This is a genomic window from Polaromonas sp. P3_C2 (genome assembly GCF_056402675.1).
Genome location: NZ_JBFUGX010000016.1, coordinates 1 through 17,490 on the forward strand (window position 1 = coordinate 1; position 17,490 = coordinate 17,490).

A 17,490-nucleotide genomic window follows, 5' to 3' on the forward strand; every position below is an offset into this window, starting at 1 on the left:
GAGGGGGCCGCTGCGCCTGCGGCCCGGCTAAGCCGGTTCCGCGGCCCCGGCTTGCTTGGTCAACACCGGCCAGCCTTACGTGGGCTGCGAGCCACCGTGCAAGCCCGAACAGCTGTGGGCTGAAATTCAGTATCCCCTGCAAGAGGTAACCCGGCGGGCAACCCGTATAATCTCCGTTTACCACCTCTACGAACTTGCGGTTCGTACCTGACATGACCAAATTTGTCTTCGTCACCGGCGGTGTGGTGTCTTCCCTGGGCAAGGGAATCGCCTCAGCCTCCTTAGCTGCGATCCTCGAATCGCGAGGCCTCAAAGTCACTTTAATCAAGCTCGATCCCTACCTGAATGTGGATCCGGGCACCATGTCGCCCTTCCAGCATGGCGAAGTTTTTGTGACCGACGATGGCGCAGAGACCGACCTGGATCTCGGCCACTATGAGCGTTTCATCGAAACGCGCATGCGCAAGGCCAACAACTTCACCACCGGCCAGATCTACAAAAGCGTGCTTGAAAAAGAACGCCGCGGCGACTACCTGGGCAAGACCGTGCAGGTCATCCCGCACGTCACCAACGAAATCCAGGAATTCGTCAAGCGCGGCGCCGGCTACGAAACGGCTGATGCGGTCGACGTGGCCATCGTCGAAATCGGCGGCACCGTCGGCGACATCGAGTCCCTGCCCTTCCTGGAAGCCGTGCGCCAGATGAGCCTGCGCCTGGGCGCCAACAACACCGCCTTCGTGCACCTSASCTACGTSCCSTGGATCGCYGCYGCCGGCGARCTSAARACCAAGCCGACCCAGCACACTGCCAAACAATTGCGTGAAATCGGCATCCAGGCCGACGTGCTGCTCTGTCGTGCCGACCGCCGAATTCCCAACGAAGAGCGCGAAAAAATCTCGCTGTTCTCCAACGTTCCCGAATGGGGCGTGATCTCGATGTGGGACGTCGACACCATTTACAAAGTGCCCCGCATGCTGCACGAACAGGGCCTGGACGGCCTGATCTGCGACAAGCTGCGCCTGAACACGCCACCGGCCAACCTCAAGCGCTGGGACGACCTGGTCTATGAGACCGAGCACCCCCAGACCGAAGTTCACATCGCCATGGTCGGCAAATATGTGGACCTCTCCGACAGCTACAAGTCTCTCAACGAAGCCCTGCGCCACGCCGGCATGAAAAACCACGCCAAGGTGGTCATCGAATATGTCGACTCCGAAACCATCACGCAGGACAATGTCTCGCGCCTGGCACGCTTTGACGGAATTCTGGTGCCCGGCGGCTTCGGCGTTCGCGGCGTTGAAGGCAAGATTTGCGCGGCCCGTTTTGCCCGTGAGCACAAGATGCCCTATCTCGGTATCTGCCTGGGCATGCAGGTAGCGACCATCGAATTCGCGCGCCACGTGGCAGGACTCAAGGACGCCAACAGCACCGAGTTCGACCCCGCTAMCCCGCACCCGGTGATCGCGCTCATCACCGAGTGGAAAGACGCCGACGGCACCATCAAGACACGCAATGCCAAATCCGACCTGGGCGGCACGATGCGCCTGGGTGCGCAAAGCTCGGACGTCGCAGCCGGCACACTGGCCCACAAGATTTATGGTGACGTGGTGACGGAGCGCCATCGCCACCGCTATGAAGCCAACGTCAACTACCTTGATGCCCTGCGTGCGTCGGGCCTGGTCATTTCCGCGCTGACGCAGCGCGAGCAACTCACCGAGATCGTCGAATTGCCGCAAGACGTCCACCCCTGGTTTGTCGGCGTGCAGTTCCACCCCGAGTTCAAGTCCACGCCCTGGGATGGCCACCCGCTGTTCAATGCCTATATCGCGGCCGTACTCCAACAGCGCACCACGGCAGGCCAGGACCCGAAAGCGGCCGCCAAGCCTCTCAAGGCGGTAGCCTGACCATGAAACTCTGCGGATTCGACATTGGTCTGAACCAACCTTTTTTCCTCATCGCCGGCCCCTGCGTGGTGGAGTCCGAGCAGTTGCAGATGGACACTGCCGGCACGCTCAAGGAAATYACTTCSTCGCTSGGCATYCCCTTCATCTTCAARAGCAGYTTCGACAAGGCCAATCGCACCAGCGAGACGGCCTTTCGTGGACTGGGCACGGAAAAAGGACTGGAGATTCTGGCCAAGGTCAAAAAGGAAATTCGCGTGCCGGTGCTGACCGACATCCATTCCGAAGACCAGATCGCCCAGGTCGCCAAAGTCGTCGATGTGCTGCAAACACCGGCCCTGCTGTGCCGCCAGACCGACTTCATCCACGCCGTCGCACTGTCCGGCCTGCCGGTCAATATCAAGAAGGGCCAATTCATGGCCCCGGGCGACATGAAGAACGTCATCACCAAGGCGCGCGCGGCCGTCAAGGCAGCCGGTCTGCCGGAAGACAACTTCATGGCCTGCGAACGCGGCGCCAGCTTTGGCTACAACAATCTGGTCAGCGACATGCGCAGCCTGGCCATCATGCGGGAGACCAACGCGCCGGTCGTATTTGACGCGACCCACTCGGTGCAGCTGCCCGGCGGCCAGGGCACCAGCAGCGGCGGCGTACGCGAGATGGTGCCGGTGCTGGCGCGTGCCGCAGTGGCCGTCGGCGTCTCTGGCCTGTTCATGGAAACCCATCCAGACCCGGCCAAGGCCTTGTGCGACGGCCCCAATGCCGTACCGCTCAAGCACATGAAGGCGCTGCTGGAAACACTGCTCGAGCTGGATCGTGTCACCAAGAAAAACGGCTTCCTCGAAAACAACTTCAGCGCCTGAGCCAGCGATCCATCCCGCAAGCCTACACAAGCCATGACATTCGCCTACATCATTGTCGACATGAAGATCACCGACCCCGAGCAGTACAAGCAGTACATGGCGGCCRCGCCCGCCGCAGTTGCAGCCGCTGGGGGTGAATACCTGGTACGCGGTGGTAAGTTTGAGGCGCTGGAAGGCACCTGGCAACCTGCACGCGTCGCCATGCTGCGCTTTCCCAGCTACGAGAAGGCCAAGGCCTTTTATGACGACGAAATGTACCGCGCCGCACGTGCCAAGCGTGCTGGCGCCACCGAGTTTTTCAATATGGTCCTGGTCGAAGGCGTTGCCGCCCCGGTCTGATCCCCTCTCTACAAAAAAAGGAACCTAATGAGCGCAATTGTTGATATCGTCGGCCGCGAAATTCTCGACAGCCGTGGCAACCCTACCGTTGAGTGCGACGTGCTGCTGGAGTCCGGCGTCATGGGCCGTGCTGCAGTGCCTTCGGGCGCGTCCACCGGTTCGCGTGAAGCCATTGAGCTGCGCGACGGCGACAAGTCGCGCTACCTCGGCAAGGGCGTGCTCAAGGCCGTCGAACACATCAACACCGAAATCTCCGAAGCCGTGCTGGGCCTGGACGCCAGCGAACAGGCCTTCCTGGACCGCACACTGATTGACCTGGACGGCACCGACAACAAATCGCGCCTGGGCGCCAACGCCACGCTGGCTGTCAGCATGGCCGTGGCACGCGCAGCGGCTGAAGAAGCCGGCCTGCCCCTGTATCGTTATTTCGGTGGCAGCGGCGCCATGCAAATGCCTGTTCCCATGATGAACGTGGTGAATGGTGGCGCGCATGCCAACAACAACCTGGACCTGCAGGAGCTGATGATCATTCCTGTCGGCGCGCCCAGCTTTCGCGAAGCCGTGCGTTACGGTGCTGAAGTGTTTCATGCCCTCAAGAAAATTCTGCACGACAAGGGCATGAGCGTGGCCGTCGGCGACGAAGGCGGCTTTGCCCCCAATGTGGCCAACCATGAAGCTGCGATCCAGATGATCCTGGAAGCCATCGACGCCGCCGGTTATGTGGCCGGTGAACAAATCGCCCTGGGCCTCGATTGCGCAGCATCGGAGTTTTACAAGGACGGCAAATACGTCCTGGGCGCGGAAGGCCTGAGCCTGGATGCCACCGAGTGGACCAACATCCTGGCCACCTGGGTCGACAAATACCCCATCATCAGCATCGAAGACGGCATGGCCGAAGGCGACTGGGACGGCTGGAAGACCCTGACCGAGCGTCTGGGCAAAAAGGTGCAGCTGGTCGGCGACGACCTGTTCGTCACCAACACCAAGATCCTCAAAGAAGGCATCGACAAGCAGATTGCCAACTCCATCCTGATCAAGATCAACCAGATCGGCACCCTGACCGAAACCTTTGCCGCCATCGAGATGGCCAAGCGCGCCGGCTACACCGCCGTCATCAGCCATCGCTCGGGCGAAACCGAAGACTCCACGATTGCCGACATCGCCGTGGGCACCAATGCCGGCCAGATCAAGACGGGCTCGCTCTCGCGCTCGGACCGCATGGCGAAATACAACCAGTTGCTGCGCATCGAAGAAGACCTGGGTGACATCGCCACCTACCCGGGCCGCGCGGCCTTCTATAACCTCCGGTAAATGGCCCCCACGCTCGTCGCTTCGCGTACTTCGCTGCCCCCCGGGGGGGTGCGTTTTTTCTTGGTGCGGCCCGGCGAAAAAACCCTGCCCTTTAATCATCACGCTCAAGCATAGGCATGGGAAACCGGCTCGTTCCCGCCATCCTGATTGCGCTCCTGGCCATATTCCACGCGCAACTCTGGATTGGCCGGGGCAGCATTCCCAGCGTGCGCGACATGCAGCACCGGCTGACCGAACAACTCGCCAAAAACACCCAGGCACAGGCCGCCAATGACCAGCTCGCTGCAGAAGTCCGGGACCTCAAGGAAGGCCTCGAAATGGTCGAAGAAAAAGCCCGGATCGAACTCGGCATGGTCAAGCCGAATGAAATCTTCGTGCAGGTGACCAAGTAAGCCCTGGCATCCATCCTGCGAAAGTGCCCGTGTTGAAAATTGCCGTTACCGGCGCTCCACTTACCGGAAAGAGACAGCTTGCCGCTGCGCTGGACAACGCCCTGAAAATCTCGGGGCACGAAGCCACCGTAGCCGTGACTGATGCCGCCCCCCTTCCTGCCGACCTCCCCAGCTTTGGGCTGACGCTGCTCATGGGACTGGAAGAAGCGCCATTGCAAGCGGCCAAAACGGCCGATGAATGCCGGCACCTTCAACACAACGCCGACCAATCGATTCGTGCAGCCCTGTCGCAAGCGGGCATTCCCTATCGCGTCATGTACGGGACCGCGGAGCAGCGCCTTACCCGGGCGCTGGAGGCCGCGCAAAGCCTGCGGCCCCGTGCTCCAGCTTTCACCCGAAGCACGCCCGGTGCAATACCAAGCCCCCAAAAAAGCAAGAAGGCCTGGGTGTGGGTCTGCGAAAAGTGCAGCGATCCTGCTTGTGAGCACCGCCTGCTCAGCGACCTGCTGGCGGAGCGCGCTGCAGCAACCGCTTGAGGCATTGCCCTGCCGCAGCGCGGCCCACGAAACTATTGCACGGTGGACGTGGGTGGCTGCTGGTTGGTCTGGCTGGTGAAAAGCTGCGCCGCATCCACCGGGTCAAACTCATACTGTGCGCCGCAAAATTCGCACCCGACCGCGACCTTGCCGCGTTCGGAAATGATGCTTTCGATTTCGTCTGTACCAAGGCTGCGCAGCATGTTGCCCACACGGTCGCGCGAACAGCTGCAGGCAAAACTGGGGGTGGCGGGTTCAAACCGGGTAACCTGCTCTTCCCAGAAAAGGCGGCGCAGGATCGTGTCGGCATCGAGGGTTAAAAGCTCTTCGCGTTTGAGCGTGCCGGCCAGCATGGCAATGCGTTTGTAGTCTTCATTGACGCCGATCTGGTCTTCATTGGCGTCCCGGTCGATCTGGCCTTCAAGGTTCCCCTGGCCTTTGACCGGCAGCCGCTGGATCAGCAGACCGGTAGCCACCTTGCCGTCGGCTGCAAGAATCAGCTTGGTGTCGAGCTGCTCACTTTGCAGCATGTAATGCTCAAGCACTTCCGCCAGGTTCTCAATCTTCTCGCGCTGGTCGCCAAAAAGCGGCACCACACCCTGGTAGGCCTGCTGCCCCGGCAGCTTGTCCTTGGGGTCCAGCGTGATCGCGCAGCGGCCCTGATTGCTTACGTTGACCAGCTGGCTCAGTGAGCTGCCCGCATCGACCGTACCCGTCACCGTGGYGGTGGCGCGCAAGCTCAGGTCGGGCTGCACTTCGGCCACGGCCAGCTTGACCGGGCCGTCGCCGAAGATTTGAAGAATCAGCGCACCGTTGAACTTGATGTTGCTCTGCATCAGCGCACCTGCGGCGGTCATTTCTCCCAGCAGCTGCATGACCTCGGCCGGGTAGCCGCCGGCCGCCTGTCTGCGTTTGAGGATTTCCTGCCAGGAATCGGTCAGGCGRACCAGCATGCCGCGAACCGGCAGGCCTTCAAAGATGAATTTATGCAACTCAGACATTAAACAGGCCCCCACGGTCGCTCACTTCGTGTAGCTCCCTGCCCCCCGAGGGGGCCGCTGCGCCTGCGGCCCGGCGAAGCCGGTTCCGCGGCCCCTGCTTGAAGGGGAGCCCTGACGTTAACGCTCTGCATGTATTTGGTGGTTTGGTCATTGGGTGTTCAGGCGATTTTCTTGAGTCCGGCCTTGTAGCGCTGGGCATTCTCTATATAGTGCTTCGCGATCATTTTTAAACCCTCGATCTGCTCGGGGGAAAGCTGCCTCACCGCCTTGGCGGGGCTGCCGATGATCAGGGAGCCGTCCGGGAATTCCTTGCCTTCGGTGACCACGGAGCCCGCGCCTACCAGGCAGTTCTTGCCGATCTTCGCGTGATTGAGCACCACCGCCTGGATGCCGATCAGCGAGCCATCGCCGATGGTGCAGCCGTGCAGCATGACCTGGTGGCCGACCGTGACGTCTTCGCCGAGGGTGAGGGGCACGCCCATGTCGGCATGCAGCACGCTGTTGTCCTGGACATTGGTACCCCGGCCTACCGTGATGGTTTCGGTGTCGCCCCGGATCACCACGCCAAACCAGACGCTGCAGTCTTCGCCAAGCCGCACATCGCCAATCACCTGGGCGTTGTCGGCCACCCAGGCAGATGCAGGAACGGTGGGGGTCAGCTTGTCCAATTGGTAAATAGCCATGCGTTCTCACTCAAAATTAAAGCCAAAGGCCACAGGCAGGAAAGAGCGCGGCAGCCATGTACTGATTGTAAGGAGGCCTCCCCCTGCCATCCAGCACAAGCCGCCGGCAGCCAATCCAGACATCCCCGAGGTATCAACGACAATGGATTCATGACGGACCTACCGGCCCCTGCAGAACTGCGCCAGCAAGCGCTGCAGGCCCTGCTCGCCACAAATCCGGAACAAAAAGTGCTCCTGACCCAACAGGCACACGCGCAAGCAGCTACTGTTTTGATAGCAACGGAGCTGGTGATTCCCGCGGTGCCTAGCTTGCCCGGGTGCCCGGAACGGCCGGAACTGCGGTCCCACCTCGACGTCCCCAAGCGCTCACCGTTCACTCACGAAGGATTGGCGGCCCTGCTCCATGCCGTCACCCATATTGAGTTCAACGCGATCAACCTCGCCCTGGACGCCATCTGGCGTTTTGCCGGCATGCCGCGGGCCTACTACCTGGACTGGCTGCAGGTGGCGGCCGAAGAAGCCCACCATTTCAGCCTGCTGCGCGCCCATCTCCAGGCCATGGGTTACGACTACGGCGATTTCCCCGCACACACGGGCCTGTGGGACATGACCGCCAAAACCGAAGGCGATGTGCTCGCGCGCATGGCGCTGGTGCCACGCACCCTGGAGGCCCGCGGCCTGGACGCCACCCCGCCCATGCAGGCGAAACTGCGCAAGGTCGGTTCTCCCGAAGCGCTTCGGGCCGTCGACATCCTGGACATCATCCTCGCCGACGAGATCGGCCACGTCGCCATCGGCAACCACTGGTATCGCCACCTGTGCGCCCAGCGGGGGCTGGACCCGGTGGCGACCTATCCGGTGCTAGCCAGGCAGTATGGGGCGCCTCGCCTGAAGGGCCCGCTGAACCTGGACGCCCGCCGGCGGGCTGGTTTTGACGAGGTGGAACTGGCGCTTCTGGTCTAGGAACAGACGCCAGGACGCGGCGAATTCCTACACATACAGTCACGGCAGGGATTTTCGAACAGCGCTAGACTGCAAAACTCTTGAAAAGGAGTTTGCGCATGATCCGGCATCTCGTCCCAGACATCCCTTCGCAAATGCCGGGCTTGCCCGCGGACATCGCCTTGCAGCTGCCGCAGGGCCAGCGTCTCGGAGAGCCCAACGCCCCCGTCAAGCTCGCGTTTTCGCACTGGTCCTCCATCGCCCGCCTCAAGGCCGGCCAGATCGGCGCCCTGGCAGAGGACTACGTCGAAGGCAAGCTTCAACTGGAAGGCGCCATGCGCGACGTGATGCGCGCCGTCACCAAGCTGCTTCCCGGCAACCCGGTGCAAAGCGACACAGGCTGGTGGTCCGGCCTGCTGCACCGCGCCAAGTCCCTGGCCGCCCACACCCAAAGCCGGGATGCAGCGCAAATCCAGTTCCACTATGACGTGTCCGATGCCTTCTATGCGCTCTGGCTCGACCCCCGACGGGTGTATTCATGCGCCTACTACAGCGACAACGCCATGACATTGGCCCAGGYCCAGGAAGCCAAGCTCGACCATATCTGCCGCAAGCTCATGCTCAAGCCCGGTGAACGGTTTCTTGATATTGGCGCCGGCTGGGGCGGCTTGCTGCTGTGGGCCGCTGAGCACTACGGCGTGGACGCCACCGGCATCACGCTGTCGAAAAATCAGCATGCGCATGTGCAGCGCCTGATCGAGGAAAAAGGCCTGGGCGGGCGCGTGCGAATGGAGCTACGCGACTACCGCGACATGCCGGAGGATCAGCCCTTTGACAAGGTGTCCTCCGTGGGCATGTTTGAGCACGTGGGCCACGCCAACATGACCGGCTACTTCCAGAAAATCATGCGCCTGCTGGCACCGGGCGGGCTGGTCATGAACCACGGCATCACCGCCGGCGGCCTGGAAAACCGCCAGCTCGGCGCCGGCATGGGTGACTTCATCGAAAAGTACATCTTCCCGGGCGGCGAGCTGATGCATGTCAGCGCCGTACTGGAGCATATGTCACGCGCGGGCCTGGAGATGGTGGACACCGAAAACCTGCGCCCGCACTATGCCCGCACGCTGTGGAACTGGTCAGACGCGCTGGAAGCCAAGCTGGACGAGGCGCGCCAGGTGCTGGTTGCGGATGGCGGCGCCGAGCGCGCCGAGAAGACGCTCCGGGCTTATCGTCTTTACCTGGCGGGCAGTGCGATGAGTTTTGAGCAGGGCTGGATTTCGCTGCACCAGATGCTGGCGGCGCGGCCCTCGGGCGATGTGCACAACACCGCCGTCACCGGCGCCCAATCAAGCTATCCCTTCAGCCGAAACTATATGTACAGCGCCGCCCCTTGAGGGCTCCACCGCTCAACCTCGAGGGTGATGCTGCGCATGCAGCGCCTTCAGCCGTTCACGTGCCACGTGGGTATAAATCGTGGTGGTGGAAATATCGGCATGCCCCAGCAGCATCTGCACCGCGCGCAAATCGGCGCCGTGGTTCAGCAGGTGTGTGGCAAACGCGTGGCGCAAAGTGTGGGGTGACAGCGGCGAGTTGATGCCGGCAAGCCGTGCATATTTTTTCACCAGCATCCAGAACATCACGCGGCTCATGCCCTTGCCATGGCCGGTGACAAACAGGTCGTCGGTCTGTTGCCCGCCCAGGATGGCCGGACGGGCGTCCGCCAGGTATTTCACAATCCATTCCCGCGCCACCTGGCCGAAGGGCACCAGCCGTTCCTTGCTGCCTTTGCCCATGACGCGAAGCACCCCTTCGTTCAGTCCCAGGTGAAATGTCTTGAGGCCCACCAGCTCGCTCACACGCAGGCCGCTGGCGTACAGCAGCTCCAGCATGGCGCGGTCGCGCTGGCCCAGCGGCGTGTCGTCGTCGGGTGCGGCCAGCAGTGCTTCAACCTGGGCTTCGCTCATGACTTTGGGCACCCGAAGCGCCTGCTTTGCCGACTGGAGTTTGAGCGTCGGATCTGCAGCAATCAGGTGTTCGCGCAATGCCCAGCGAAAGTAGCGCTTGAACACCGTCAGGCGCCGGTTGGCGGATGTTGCCTTGGTCGCAGCGTGCCGGGCCGAAAAGTAGCTGTTGAGGTCGGCCTCCGCCGTCTCGTCAAGTCTTCGCCCTCCCTGCTCCCTGGCAGCCAGCCAACCGGCGTAGAGCGACAGGTCGCGGCGGTAAGCCGCCAGCGTGTTTTTGGACAGCCCGTCTTCCAGCCACAAGGCGTCAATAAACCCATCAATACTGGACTGGCTTTCTGGCTGCATGGGGTGACCATAACAAAAAAGCCGCCGCACATTTGAATGCACGGCGGCTTACGGGTAGCTTCACATCCGGTCGTGCCGGATTCCCAGCCTTATTCGAGCTTGAGCTTGGCCGAATCGACCACCTTTTTATAGACATCAAATTCGGCCTTGATCTGCGCCGTGAACTGCTCAGGCGTATTCGCAATGATCAGGGAGCCGGTGTCTTCGATCCGTTTGCGTATCGCCGGGTCTTCCAGCGACTTCTTCACGCCGGCGCTGACCTTGTCGACCACGTCCTTTGGCAAACCCTTCGGGCCGATGATGCCGTAATAGGCCATGCGGTTCACAGGTTCCAGGCCGACTTCCTTGAAGGTGGGCACATCCGGCAGCACGGCCAGGCGCTGGGGCGCGGCCACCACAATGGGGATCAGGCGTTTTTGCTGGATGAATGGCAGGGCCGACGGCAGGTTGTCAAAAATCATGGGCACCTGCCCCGCCACCGTGTCGTTCAGGGCCGGACCTGCACCGCGGTAGGGAATGTGCGTCACGAAGGTGCCCGACATGCTCTTGAAGAGCTCCATCTGCAGGTGACCGATGCCGCCGGTGCCCGAGGATGAATAGGAATACTTGCCGGGGTTCTTTTTGAGCTCAGCCACAAACTCCTTGTAGTTGCGCGCCGGAAAGCTCGGGTGAACCGCAATGATGTTGGGCGTTGCCGCAATATTGATGATGGGCGTGAAGTCCGTCAGCGTGTTGTACGGGATCTTGGGGTTGATGGCGGGATTGGCCGCGGTGGTGGACACCGTGGCCACACCCAGCGCATAGCCATCGGGAACGGCGCGCGATGTCTCGAGTGCGCCCACCACGCCGCCGCCGCCGGCCCGGTTTTCGACGATCACGCTCTGGCCCAAGGCCTTGCCCAGGGGCTCGGAGATGACGCGGGCGACGATATCAGTGGTGCCACCGGGTGCAAACGGCACCACGAGCTTGACCACCTTGTTGGGATAACCCTGTGCCAATGCGGGGCCTGCGGCGGTGCCCAGCGCAAGCGCGGACACCACGGAATAGGCAAACAGATAACGACGTTGCATGTTCAGTCCTTCAATAAAACAGCAGAAATGGTAATCGCAACATTCATGCCCCGCAGTTGTGGATTACGCATAAGGGCAAACCCGGGGGGATTGCGGTTATTCTCGGCGAGTGAACTACGCGCAGCTTCTTTTTCCCGACTTTTCCCTCATTGTTTGCGGCTACCTTGTCTGCCGCTACACCGCCCTCAACCGCACCGTATGGGAACAGGTGGAGAGCCTGGTTTATTACTTTTTGTTTCCGGTCCTGCTTTTTCATTCAATCGTCAAAAGCCCGCTGGACCTGGGCGCCGCCTCCAGCCTCATCAGCGCCGGTATCCTGCTGGGGGTTGCCGGTATTGCGATGGCCTACAGCCTGCCGCACCTGCCATGGCTGGGCAGGCACATCGACTCGCGTGAGCACGCCGCCAGCGCGCAAGTGGCATTTCGCTTCAACTCCTTCATTGCGCTGGCCCTGGCCGACCGGCTGGCGGGCAGCCAGGGCCTGCAGCTGATCGCCGTGCTGATTGGTGTGTGCGTGCCGCTTTTCAACGTGGCGGCGGTGTGGCCCATGGCGCGGCATGCCCAGCGCGGTTTCATGGGCGAGCTGGTGCGCAATCCGCTGATCCTTGCCACGGCCACAGGCCTGGTGGCCAACCTGCTCGGCTTTACCCTGCCTGTCTGGCTCGAACCCACGGTGACCCGCATCGGAGCCGCCTCGCTGGCACTGGGCCTGATGGCGGCAGGCGCCGGCATGCAGTTCGGCCACCTGTCGCAAGCCAAAACGCTGGCAGTGGCCGTGCTGTCGATACGGCACCTGTTGATGCCGGTCATGGCCCTGGGCCTGTGTAAAGCCTTCGGGCTGTCGCCGGTGCAAAGCACCATCCTGTTGGCGTTTTCTGCCCTGCCGACGGCTTCCAGCGCGTACGTGCTGGCGGCGCGCATGGGGTACAACGGGGGTTACGTGGCGGGTTTGGTGACGCTGTCCACCATCCTGGGCGTAGTCAGCCTGCCGTTTGCGCTGGGTGTTCTGCGTTAGGGAGAAGCCGGCAAATTGCTATTGATTTAATAGCTGCTTGCGCACACCCTTAAAGGGCTGCAGGCCAATTTCATTCAAATTTATTGACCGAGGGCCCAAGCCACATGTTCCCGCACCAGCTCGCTGGGAGAAGCGGCATGCATTTGCAGGGCTTCGCGCAGGGGCGTTCCCGCCTCAGGATCGAGCACCCGCAGGGCATTGCCCATGGCCACCGCAATATTGCGCAGCCAGCGTTCATGGCCTATACGGCGTATCGGGCTGCCTTCGGTGAATCGCAAAAAATCCGCCTCCGTCCAGCCGACCAGAGTGACGAGTTGCTGCCCGGTCAAGCTGCTGCGCTCGTCAAAGTCGGGCAAGGCGCTACGCTGGGCGAACTTGTTCCACGGGCAGACCAGCTGGCAGTCGTCGCAGCCATAAATCCGGTTACCCATCAGCGGACGAAGCTCCAGCGGGATCGGGCCCACGTGTTCGATGGTGAGGTAAGAGATGCAACGCCGCGCATCAAGTTTGTGGGGCGCGATGATCGCCTGCGTGGGGCATACGTCAATGCAGGCCTGGCAAGTGCCGCAGTGCGGCGTCACCGGCTCGCTGGGCGGCAGGGCAATGTCGACGTAGATTTCCCCCAGGAAGAACATGGAGCCCGCTTCCCGGTTGAGCAGCAAGGTGTGTTTGCCACGCCAGCCCTGGCCGCTGCGGGCTGCCAGTTCGGCCTCCAGCACAGGCGCAGAGTCGGTGAAAGCCCGATGGCCGAGCTGGCCGACGTGGCCGGAGATGCGTTCGCTGAGCTTTTGCAGGCGGGTGCGCATGATCTTGTGATAGTCGCGGCCACGTGCATACACCGATACGATCCCTTCCGCAGGCCGCTCAAGCCGGCTGAACTCCAGGGCCTGCCATTCGCCTGGGGCGGCAGCCGTCGATGCGGGCAGATAGTCCATGCGTGCCGTGATGACGCTGATGGTGCCCGGAATCAGCTCGGCCGGCCGGGCCCGTTTGAGCCCGTGCGCCGCCATGTAATGCATGTCACCATGGAAGCCTGCAGCGAGCCAGGCTGATAATCCAGGCTCGGCCGACGATAAATCCACACCGGCCACGCCAATTTGCGAAAATCCAAGCTCGCGCGCCCAAGTTTGAATTTGAGAAACGAATTGATGACTGTTCAAAGAATTGCTGGCGGGCACCCGCTGATTGTAAAAAACATTGCCTGGCAGGACGAAGCGGCCACGGCAGCCTTCGCGCAGACACTGGCGCGGCATCCCTCCATCGTGCGCGCACTGGTCGAACTGCAGGGCGACCTGGGCGCCGGCAAAACGACCTTCGTGCGTCACCTGTTGCAGAGCCTGGGCGTCGAGGGCCGCATCAAAAGCCCGACATATGCGGTGGTTGAGCCCTACACCCTGCCCGCGTCCAGCCGGCACGCCGGCCTGAACATCTGGCACTTCGACTTCTACCGTTTTAACGATCCCCGCGAATGGGAAGAAGCCGGATTCCGCGACATCTTTGCCAGCCCGGGCCTCAAGCTCGTCGAATGGCCCGAGAACGCCGGCCCGCATCTGCCGCAGCCCGACCTGCTGCTGCAGCTGGAAGTCCTGCCTGATGAAACGCGTGCCGTCACCCTGACAGCCCACACGCCCACGGGCGTGGAGCTGCTGGCATGAAGCGCCGGACCCTGAACCGCCGCAGCGCCCTGCAACTGGGCAGCTTGGTGCTTCTGCTGGGTGTGCAGCACATCGCGCGCGGCGCAACCATCGTGGCGGTACGTGTCTGGCCGTCCAAAGACTACACGCGGCTCACCATCGAGTCCGACGGCGAAATCAAGGCAAAACAATTTTTCGTCGCCGACCCGCCGCGCCTTGCCGTCGACATGGAAGGCATAGACCTGATTCCCGCGCTGCGCGAACTGGTCGCCAAGGTGAAATCCGACGACCCGAATATCTCGGGCATACGCGTGGGGCAAAACGCCCCTGGCGTGGTGCGGCTGGTGATAGACCTCAAGYAGCCCATACAGCCGCAGGTGTTCACGCTGCCGCCTGTGGCCGCCTACCAGTACCGGCTGGTGTTTGACTTGTACCCGACGCAGGTCGCCGACCCGCTCGAAGCCCTGATTGCCGAGAAGCTCGCCGACAGGCAACCAGGCGCAACGCCCGCGCCTGCCAATGACCCTATTGCCGACCTGATCGCACGGCAGTCGGGCAAGCAGGCCGACGGCAAGCCACCGCCGGCAGTCGTCGCGGAAAAAGACAAGGACAAGACCCACGGGCCAACGACCGGCCCTGCCACCCCCGGCGGCGCCAAGACCTCGCCCGAAGCGGCCGTCATTGCGAAGAACAAGACCGACCGCCTCGTCATCGTCGCGCTGGACCCGGGCCATGGCGGAGAAGACCCCGGTGCCGTCGGCCCCGGCGGCACGCGCGAGAAAGACGTGGTGCTGCAGATCGCGCACCGCCTGCGCGACCGCATCAACCAGCAGCCCAATATGCGCGCCTACCTCACGCGCGATGCCGACTTCTTTGTGCCGCTGCATGTGCGCGTGCAAAAGGCGCGTCGCGTGCAGGCCGACCTCTTTATCAGCATCCACGCCGACGCATTTTTTACGGCGCGTCCACAGGGCGCCAGCGTGTTCGCGCTCAGCGAAAAAGGCGCGTCCAGCAGCGCCGCGCGCTGGATCGCCGACAAGGAAAACTCGGCCGACCTGGTGGGCGGCATCAACGTCAAGGCCAAGGACGCCCAGGTACAGAAAGCTCTGCTCGACATGAGCACCACGGCGCAGATCAACGACAGCCTGAAGCTCGGCAGCGCCATGCTGGGCGAGATCGGTAATGTCGGCAAGCTGCACAAACCGAAAGTCGAGCAAGCCGGCTTCGCTGTCCTGAAAGCGCCTGACATTCCCAGTGTGCTGGTGGAGACCGCCTTTATCAGCAACCCCGACGAAGAAGCCAAACTGCGCAGCGACGAATACCAGGTACAGCTGGCCGACGCCTTGATGCGCGGCATCACGCGCTACTTCGCGCGCAACCCGCCACTGGCGCGCAACCGCGCCGTTTAAGCACCGCATCGGCGCACATTGATGCGCCGAAAATTACCACCAAAGACCGCGGCAAGCCGACATGCCGCGGCAACTTTCTCCTACAACCTCCAAATATCCGTCCCCCTACAGTGAAATCACAGGCAAGGTCAGGACTTCACGATGTGAATACCCCAGCAAGAGCCTGAAACTCTGAGCAAAGGTGGACAAGATGAATACGAAATTGATGATGTCAGCAGTAGCAGCGGCGGCACTGATCGGCCTGGGTGGTTGCAGCACCAGCCCGACCAATGCACAGATAGGCACCGGTGTTGGTGCAGTCGCAGGTGGTGTCGTGGGCAATGCCGTTTTCGGCAGCACCCTGGGTACCGTAGGCGGCGCAGCAGCGGGCGCCCTGATCGGTAATGAAGTCGGGAAGAGGCGCTAGAAGAAACGCCAGACAACGCGGGCTCGGCACCTGCCGGGTGGGTACCGATTGCGCCGGCTATTTCTATTCCCTCTATACCGGATAGATCAGCGAGTTGAGGATCATCTCGCTGTCATACACACAAAGACGGCTCCTGAATTTCAGGACGCCGTCTTTTTTGATGATCTCGTCGATATAACGCCCGACGTTGTAGACCTCGCTCACCCCACCCGGCTTGGTGCGAAACACCGCGTAGTTGGCCTCGGCCTTGACGACATCGCCTTCTTCCGAGAGGATGCGCGCCGGGCTGACGATGTGGCGCATGTAGTAAGGCCCGTGATAGATCGTCTGCGTGACGCCATACACCCGATCCTTCATCATGCCCCGGCTTTCCAGCGCCATCAGGGCCAGCGGCAGGCCGCGGTCAAAATTCTCGCGGGCCTGCACCTTGTAATTGCCCTCCTCCACAAAGAATTCCGGCCACGCATCAAACCGCTTTTCGTCCAGCGCCGCCGCGTAGGCTGCGTTGAGCTGGTCCACCTCCAGTTGCAGCATCAGGCGCTGCAGTCCCTGTTCACTCGCCGTCATAGACCCATGACTTTCTTCCAGTAGGCATACATGCTGCGGATCAGGGTTTCGGTGACCATGTGCTCCGTCATCTCGGTGCCGGTGCCGCCCAGCTCGCACAGTGTTGAGCCGGTGTCGCAGGCCTGTGCAAAGCCGGCCTGGCTGAACTCGATCACTTCACCGTCATCCGCACTGACGAAACCGGCCGGTCCGAACAGGTTGGCCTGGCGCAGGCGGCGCTGCGTCATTTCGGGTGTGTCGTCGGCAAAGCCGAAGTGCGTCCAGATGAAATCAAACTCACCCTCCCCACGCGGCACGATGTGGCGTGTGCTCAGCGAATTGACCTGCTGCTGGATGATCAGGCTGGGAAACAGCGTGATCATGGTCACGGTGGGCGTGATGTCGCCGCCCGGGCTGGATGGGTCGGGCATCTTCCACCAAGGCTCGGGCACCACGTCCAGCAGGCGGTCGTCATGCAGGGCCATGTTGGCCTTGAACGAGGTCACGCCTTCGGTCACGGCGTCGTTCTGCCCACCCTCGTTGCGGCGCGAAATCATCACGGCATGGCGGCCCTCGCCGTCCATCACCATGCGGCTTTTCTGATCGGCACGCCAAAGGCCGAAGGTCACAAACCACGTGTGCAGCAGGCCGGGGTGGTAAGGGTCCTTGATGTTTTCCATCATCAGCTTCCAGTTGCCCGGAATGCGCTGGCGGTTGTAGCCCAGCAGCGTCAGCTTGCGCGCTCCGTCGGGGCCTTTGAAGATGCGGTCCAGCCACGGCGTGATCTGCGGGCCGAGATAGTCTTCCAGCGGTTCGGTGTCATCGCTGAAAGTGGCAAACACCAGGCCGTGCAGCACTGCGACTCGCAACTTGGTCAGCCCATGGTCCTTGAGATCGAACCCTTCGGGCATGCCGCCGTTGACGCAATCCCCCTCTTTCACGCCGTCCTTGAAAGGCAGCCCCGCCAGGTCGCCATTGAGCTTGTAGGTCCACTGGTGATACGGGCAGACAAAGCTGCGCGCATTGCCCTGCGGGTTCTGGCAAAAGCGCACGCCGCGGTGGGCGCAACGGTTTTCAACAACGCGTATGCCGTGGTCGGTGGCACGGTCTTTGGGTGCGATGCGATCCCGCAC

At 62.0% G+C, this 17,490-nt stretch carries 19 protein-coding genes; 12 read left to right on the forward strand and 7 right to left on the reverse strand.

Annotated features, from left to right (window positions below):
- Positions 1-212: 212 nt before the first annotated feature.
- The 6 genes from AC1DWI_RS01620 (at position 213) to AC1DWI_RS01645 (ending at position 5,342) form a co-directional block, all read left to right on the forward strand.
- Positions 213-1,904: a CTP synthase gene (locus tag AC1DWI_RS01620; protein WP_477724288.1), complete on the forward strand. Its 1,692-nt coding sequence runs from the start codon at positions 213-215 to the stop codon at positions 1,902-1,904.
- 2 nt (positions 1,905-1,906) lie between these two features.
- On the forward strand, positions 1,907-2,764 hold the full coding sequence (gene kdsA / locus AC1DWI_RS01625; protein WP_477671126.1) for a 3-deoxy-8-phosphooctulonate synthase: 858 nt from the start codon (positions 1,907-1,909) through the stop codon (positions 2,762-2,764).
- Positions 2,765-2,797: 33 nt separating this feature from the next.
- Positions 2,798-3,103 (forward strand): DUF1330 domain-containing protein, encoded by a 306-nt coding sequence (locus AC1DWI_RS01630; protein ID WP_477724289.1) that lies wholly within the window; start codon positions 2,798-2,800, stop codon positions 3,101-3,103.
- A gap of 27 nt (positions 3,104-3,130) precedes the next feature.
- Positions 3,131-4,414, forward strand: coding sequence for a phosphopyruvate hydratase (gene eno / locus AC1DWI_RS01635; RefSeq protein WP_477671127.1), 1,284 nt, complete (start codon positions 3,131-3,133; stop codon positions 4,412-4,414).
- Positions 4,415-4,530: 116 nt separating this feature from the next.
- On the forward strand, positions 4,531-4,806 hold the full coding sequence (locus AC1DWI_RS01640; protein ID WP_477671128.1) for a septum formation initiator family protein: 276 nt from the start codon (positions 4,531-4,533) through the stop codon (positions 4,804-4,806).
- Between the two features lie 29 nt (positions 4,807-4,835).
- Entirely contained in the window at positions 4,836-5,342 is a 507-nt protein-coding gene (locus AC1DWI_RS01645; protein ID WP_477671129.1) for a hypothetical protein, read from the forward strand.
- Between the two features lie 32 nt (positions 5,343-5,374).
- Here the strand turns inward: AC1DWI_RS01645 and hslO are convergent, their stop codons facing one another.
- Complete coding sequence (gene hslO / locus AC1DWI_RS01650) at positions 5,375-6,343, reverse strand: Hsp33 family molecular chaperone HslO (protein WP_477724290.1); 969 nt, start codon at positions 6,341-6,343, stop codon at positions 5,375-5,377.
- A gap of 158 nt (positions 6,344-6,501) precedes the next feature.
- Complete coding sequence (locus tag AC1DWI_RS01655) at positions 6,502-7,026, reverse strand: gamma carbonic anhydrase family protein (protein WP_457278945.1); 525 nt, start codon at positions 7,024-7,026, stop codon at positions 6,502-6,504.
- Positions 7,027-7,176: 150 nt separating this feature from the next.
- Here AC1DWI_RS01655 and AC1DWI_RS01660 point away from each other — a divergent pair, with 150 nt between their 5' ends.
- Complete coding sequence (locus AC1DWI_RS01660; RefSeq protein ID WP_477671130.1) at positions 7,177-7,989, forward strand: ferritin-like domain-containing protein; 813 nt, start codon at positions 7,177-7,179, stop codon at positions 7,987-7,989.
- A gap of 98 nt (positions 7,990-8,087) precedes the next feature.
- Positions 8,088-9,362 (forward strand): class I SAM-dependent methyltransferase, encoded by a 1,275-nt coding sequence (locus AC1DWI_RS01665; protein WP_477724291.1) that lies wholly within the window; start codon positions 8,088-8,090, stop codon positions 9,360-9,362.
- A 12-nt stretch (positions 9,363-9,374) separates the two neighbouring features.
- Here AC1DWI_RS01665 and xerD read toward each other — a convergent pair whose 3' ends face one another.
- Both xerD and AC1DWI_RS01675 read right to left on the reverse strand, forming a co-directional pair.
- Complete coding sequence (xerD, locus tag AC1DWI_RS01670; RefSeq protein WP_477671132.1) at positions 9,375-10,277, reverse strand: site-specific tyrosine recombinase XerD; 903 nt, start codon at positions 10,275-10,277, stop codon at positions 9,375-9,377.
- 89 nt (positions 10,278-10,366) lie between these two features.
- Positions 10,367-11,347 (reverse strand): tripartite tricarboxylate transporter substrate binding protein BugE, encoded by a 981-nt coding sequence (locus AC1DWI_RS01675; RefSeq protein ID WP_477671133.1) that lies wholly within the window; start codon positions 11,345-11,347, stop codon positions 10,367-10,369.
- 109 nt (positions 11,348-11,456) lie between these two features.
- Between AC1DWI_RS01675 and AC1DWI_RS01680 the strand changes: the two genes are divergently transcribed.
- Positions 11,457-12,362: an AEC family transporter gene (locus tag AC1DWI_RS01680; RefSeq protein WP_477671134.1), complete on the forward strand. Its 906-nt coding sequence runs from the start codon at positions 11,457-11,459 to the stop codon at positions 12,360-12,362.
- Positions 12,363-12,442: 80 nt separating this feature from the next.
- Here the strand turns inward: AC1DWI_RS01680 and queG are convergent, their stop codons facing one another.
- On the reverse strand, positions 12,443-13,495 hold the full coding sequence (gene queG / locus AC1DWI_RS01685) for a tRNA epoxyqueuosine(34) reductase QueG (protein WP_477671228.1): 1,053 nt from the start codon (positions 13,493-13,495) through the stop codon (positions 12,443-12,445).
- 15 nt (positions 13,496-13,510) lie between these two features.
- On the opposite strand from queG, the gene tsaE reads away from it, so the two are divergent.
- The 3 genes from tsaE (at position 13,511) to AC1DWI_RS01700 (ending at position 15,811) form a co-directional block, all read left to right on the forward strand.
- Complete coding sequence (gene tsaE, locus AC1DWI_RS01690; RefSeq protein ID WP_477671135.1) at positions 13,511-14,017, forward strand: tRNA (adenosine(37)-N6)-threonylcarbamoyltransferase complex ATPase subunit type 1 TsaE; 507 nt, start codon at positions 13,511-13,513, stop codon at positions 14,015-14,017.
- A complete protein-coding gene (locus AC1DWI_RS01695) occupies positions 14,014-15,405 on the forward strand; it encodes an N-acetylmuramoyl-L-alanine amidase (protein WP_477724292.1) in 1,392 nt (463 codons plus the stop codon). The genes tsaE and AC1DWI_RS01695 overlap by 4 nt, the downstream gene beginning before the upstream one ends.
- A gap of 190 nt (positions 15,406-15,595) precedes the next feature.
- Positions 15,596-15,811, forward strand: coding sequence for a glycine zipper 2TM domain-containing protein (locus AC1DWI_RS01700; RefSeq protein WP_477671137.1), 216 nt, complete (start codon positions 15,596-15,598; stop codon positions 15,809-15,811).
- 72 nt (positions 15,812-15,883) lie between these two features.
- On the opposite strand, the gene AC1DWI_RS01705 is transcribed toward AC1DWI_RS01700, so the two are convergent.
- Both AC1DWI_RS01705 and AC1DWI_RS01710 read right to left on the reverse strand, forming a co-directional pair.
- A complete protein-coding gene (locus AC1DWI_RS01705) occupies positions 15,884-16,345 on the reverse strand; it encodes an aromatic-ring-hydroxylating dioxygenase subunit beta (protein WP_477671229.1) in 462 nt (153 codons plus the stop codon).
- A gap of 29 nt (positions 16,346-16,374) precedes the next feature.
- On the reverse strand, positions 16,375-17,490 hold a 1,116-nt coding region (locus tag AC1DWI_RS01710), incomplete at its 5' end, for an aromatic ring-hydroxylating dioxygenase subunit alpha (protein ID WP_477724293.1).

Coding starts and splice junctions, on each gene's coding strand:
- AC1DWI_RS01705 (WP_477671229.1), bottom strand. CDS start 16,345: ATGCTGCAACTGGAGGTGGACCAGCTCAACGCAGCCTACGCGGCGGCG.
- AC1DWI_RS01700 (WP_477671137.1), top strand. CDS start 15,596: ATGAATACGAAATTGATGATGTCAGCAGTAGCAGCGGCGGCACTGATC.
- AC1DWI_RS01655 (WP_457278945.1), bottom strand. CDS start 7,026: ATGGCTATTTACCAATTGGACAAGCTGACCCCCACCGTTCCTGCATCT.
- xerD (WP_477671132.1), bottom strand. CDS start 10,277: ATGCAGCCAGAAAGCCAGTCCAGTATTGATGGGTTTATTGACGCCTTG.
- tsaE (WP_477671135.1), top strand. CDS start 13,511: ATGACTGTTCAAAGAATTGCTGGCGGGCACCCGCTGATTGTAAAAAAC.
- AC1DWI_RS01660 (WP_477671130.1), top strand. CDS start 7,177: ATGACGGACCTACCGGCCCCTGCAGAACTGCGCCAGCAAGCGCTGCAG.
- AC1DWI_RS01675 (WP_477671133.1), bottom strand. CDS start 11,347: ATGCAACGTCGTTATCTGTTTGCCTATTCCGTGGTGTCCGCGCTTGCG.
- eno (WP_477671127.1), top strand. CDS start 3,131: ATGAGCGCAATTGTTGATATCGTCGGCCGCGAAATTCTCGACAGCCGT.
- AC1DWI_RS01640 (WP_477671128.1), top strand. CDS start 4,531: ATGGGAAACCGGCTCGTTCCCGCCATCCTGATTGCGCTCCTGGCCATA.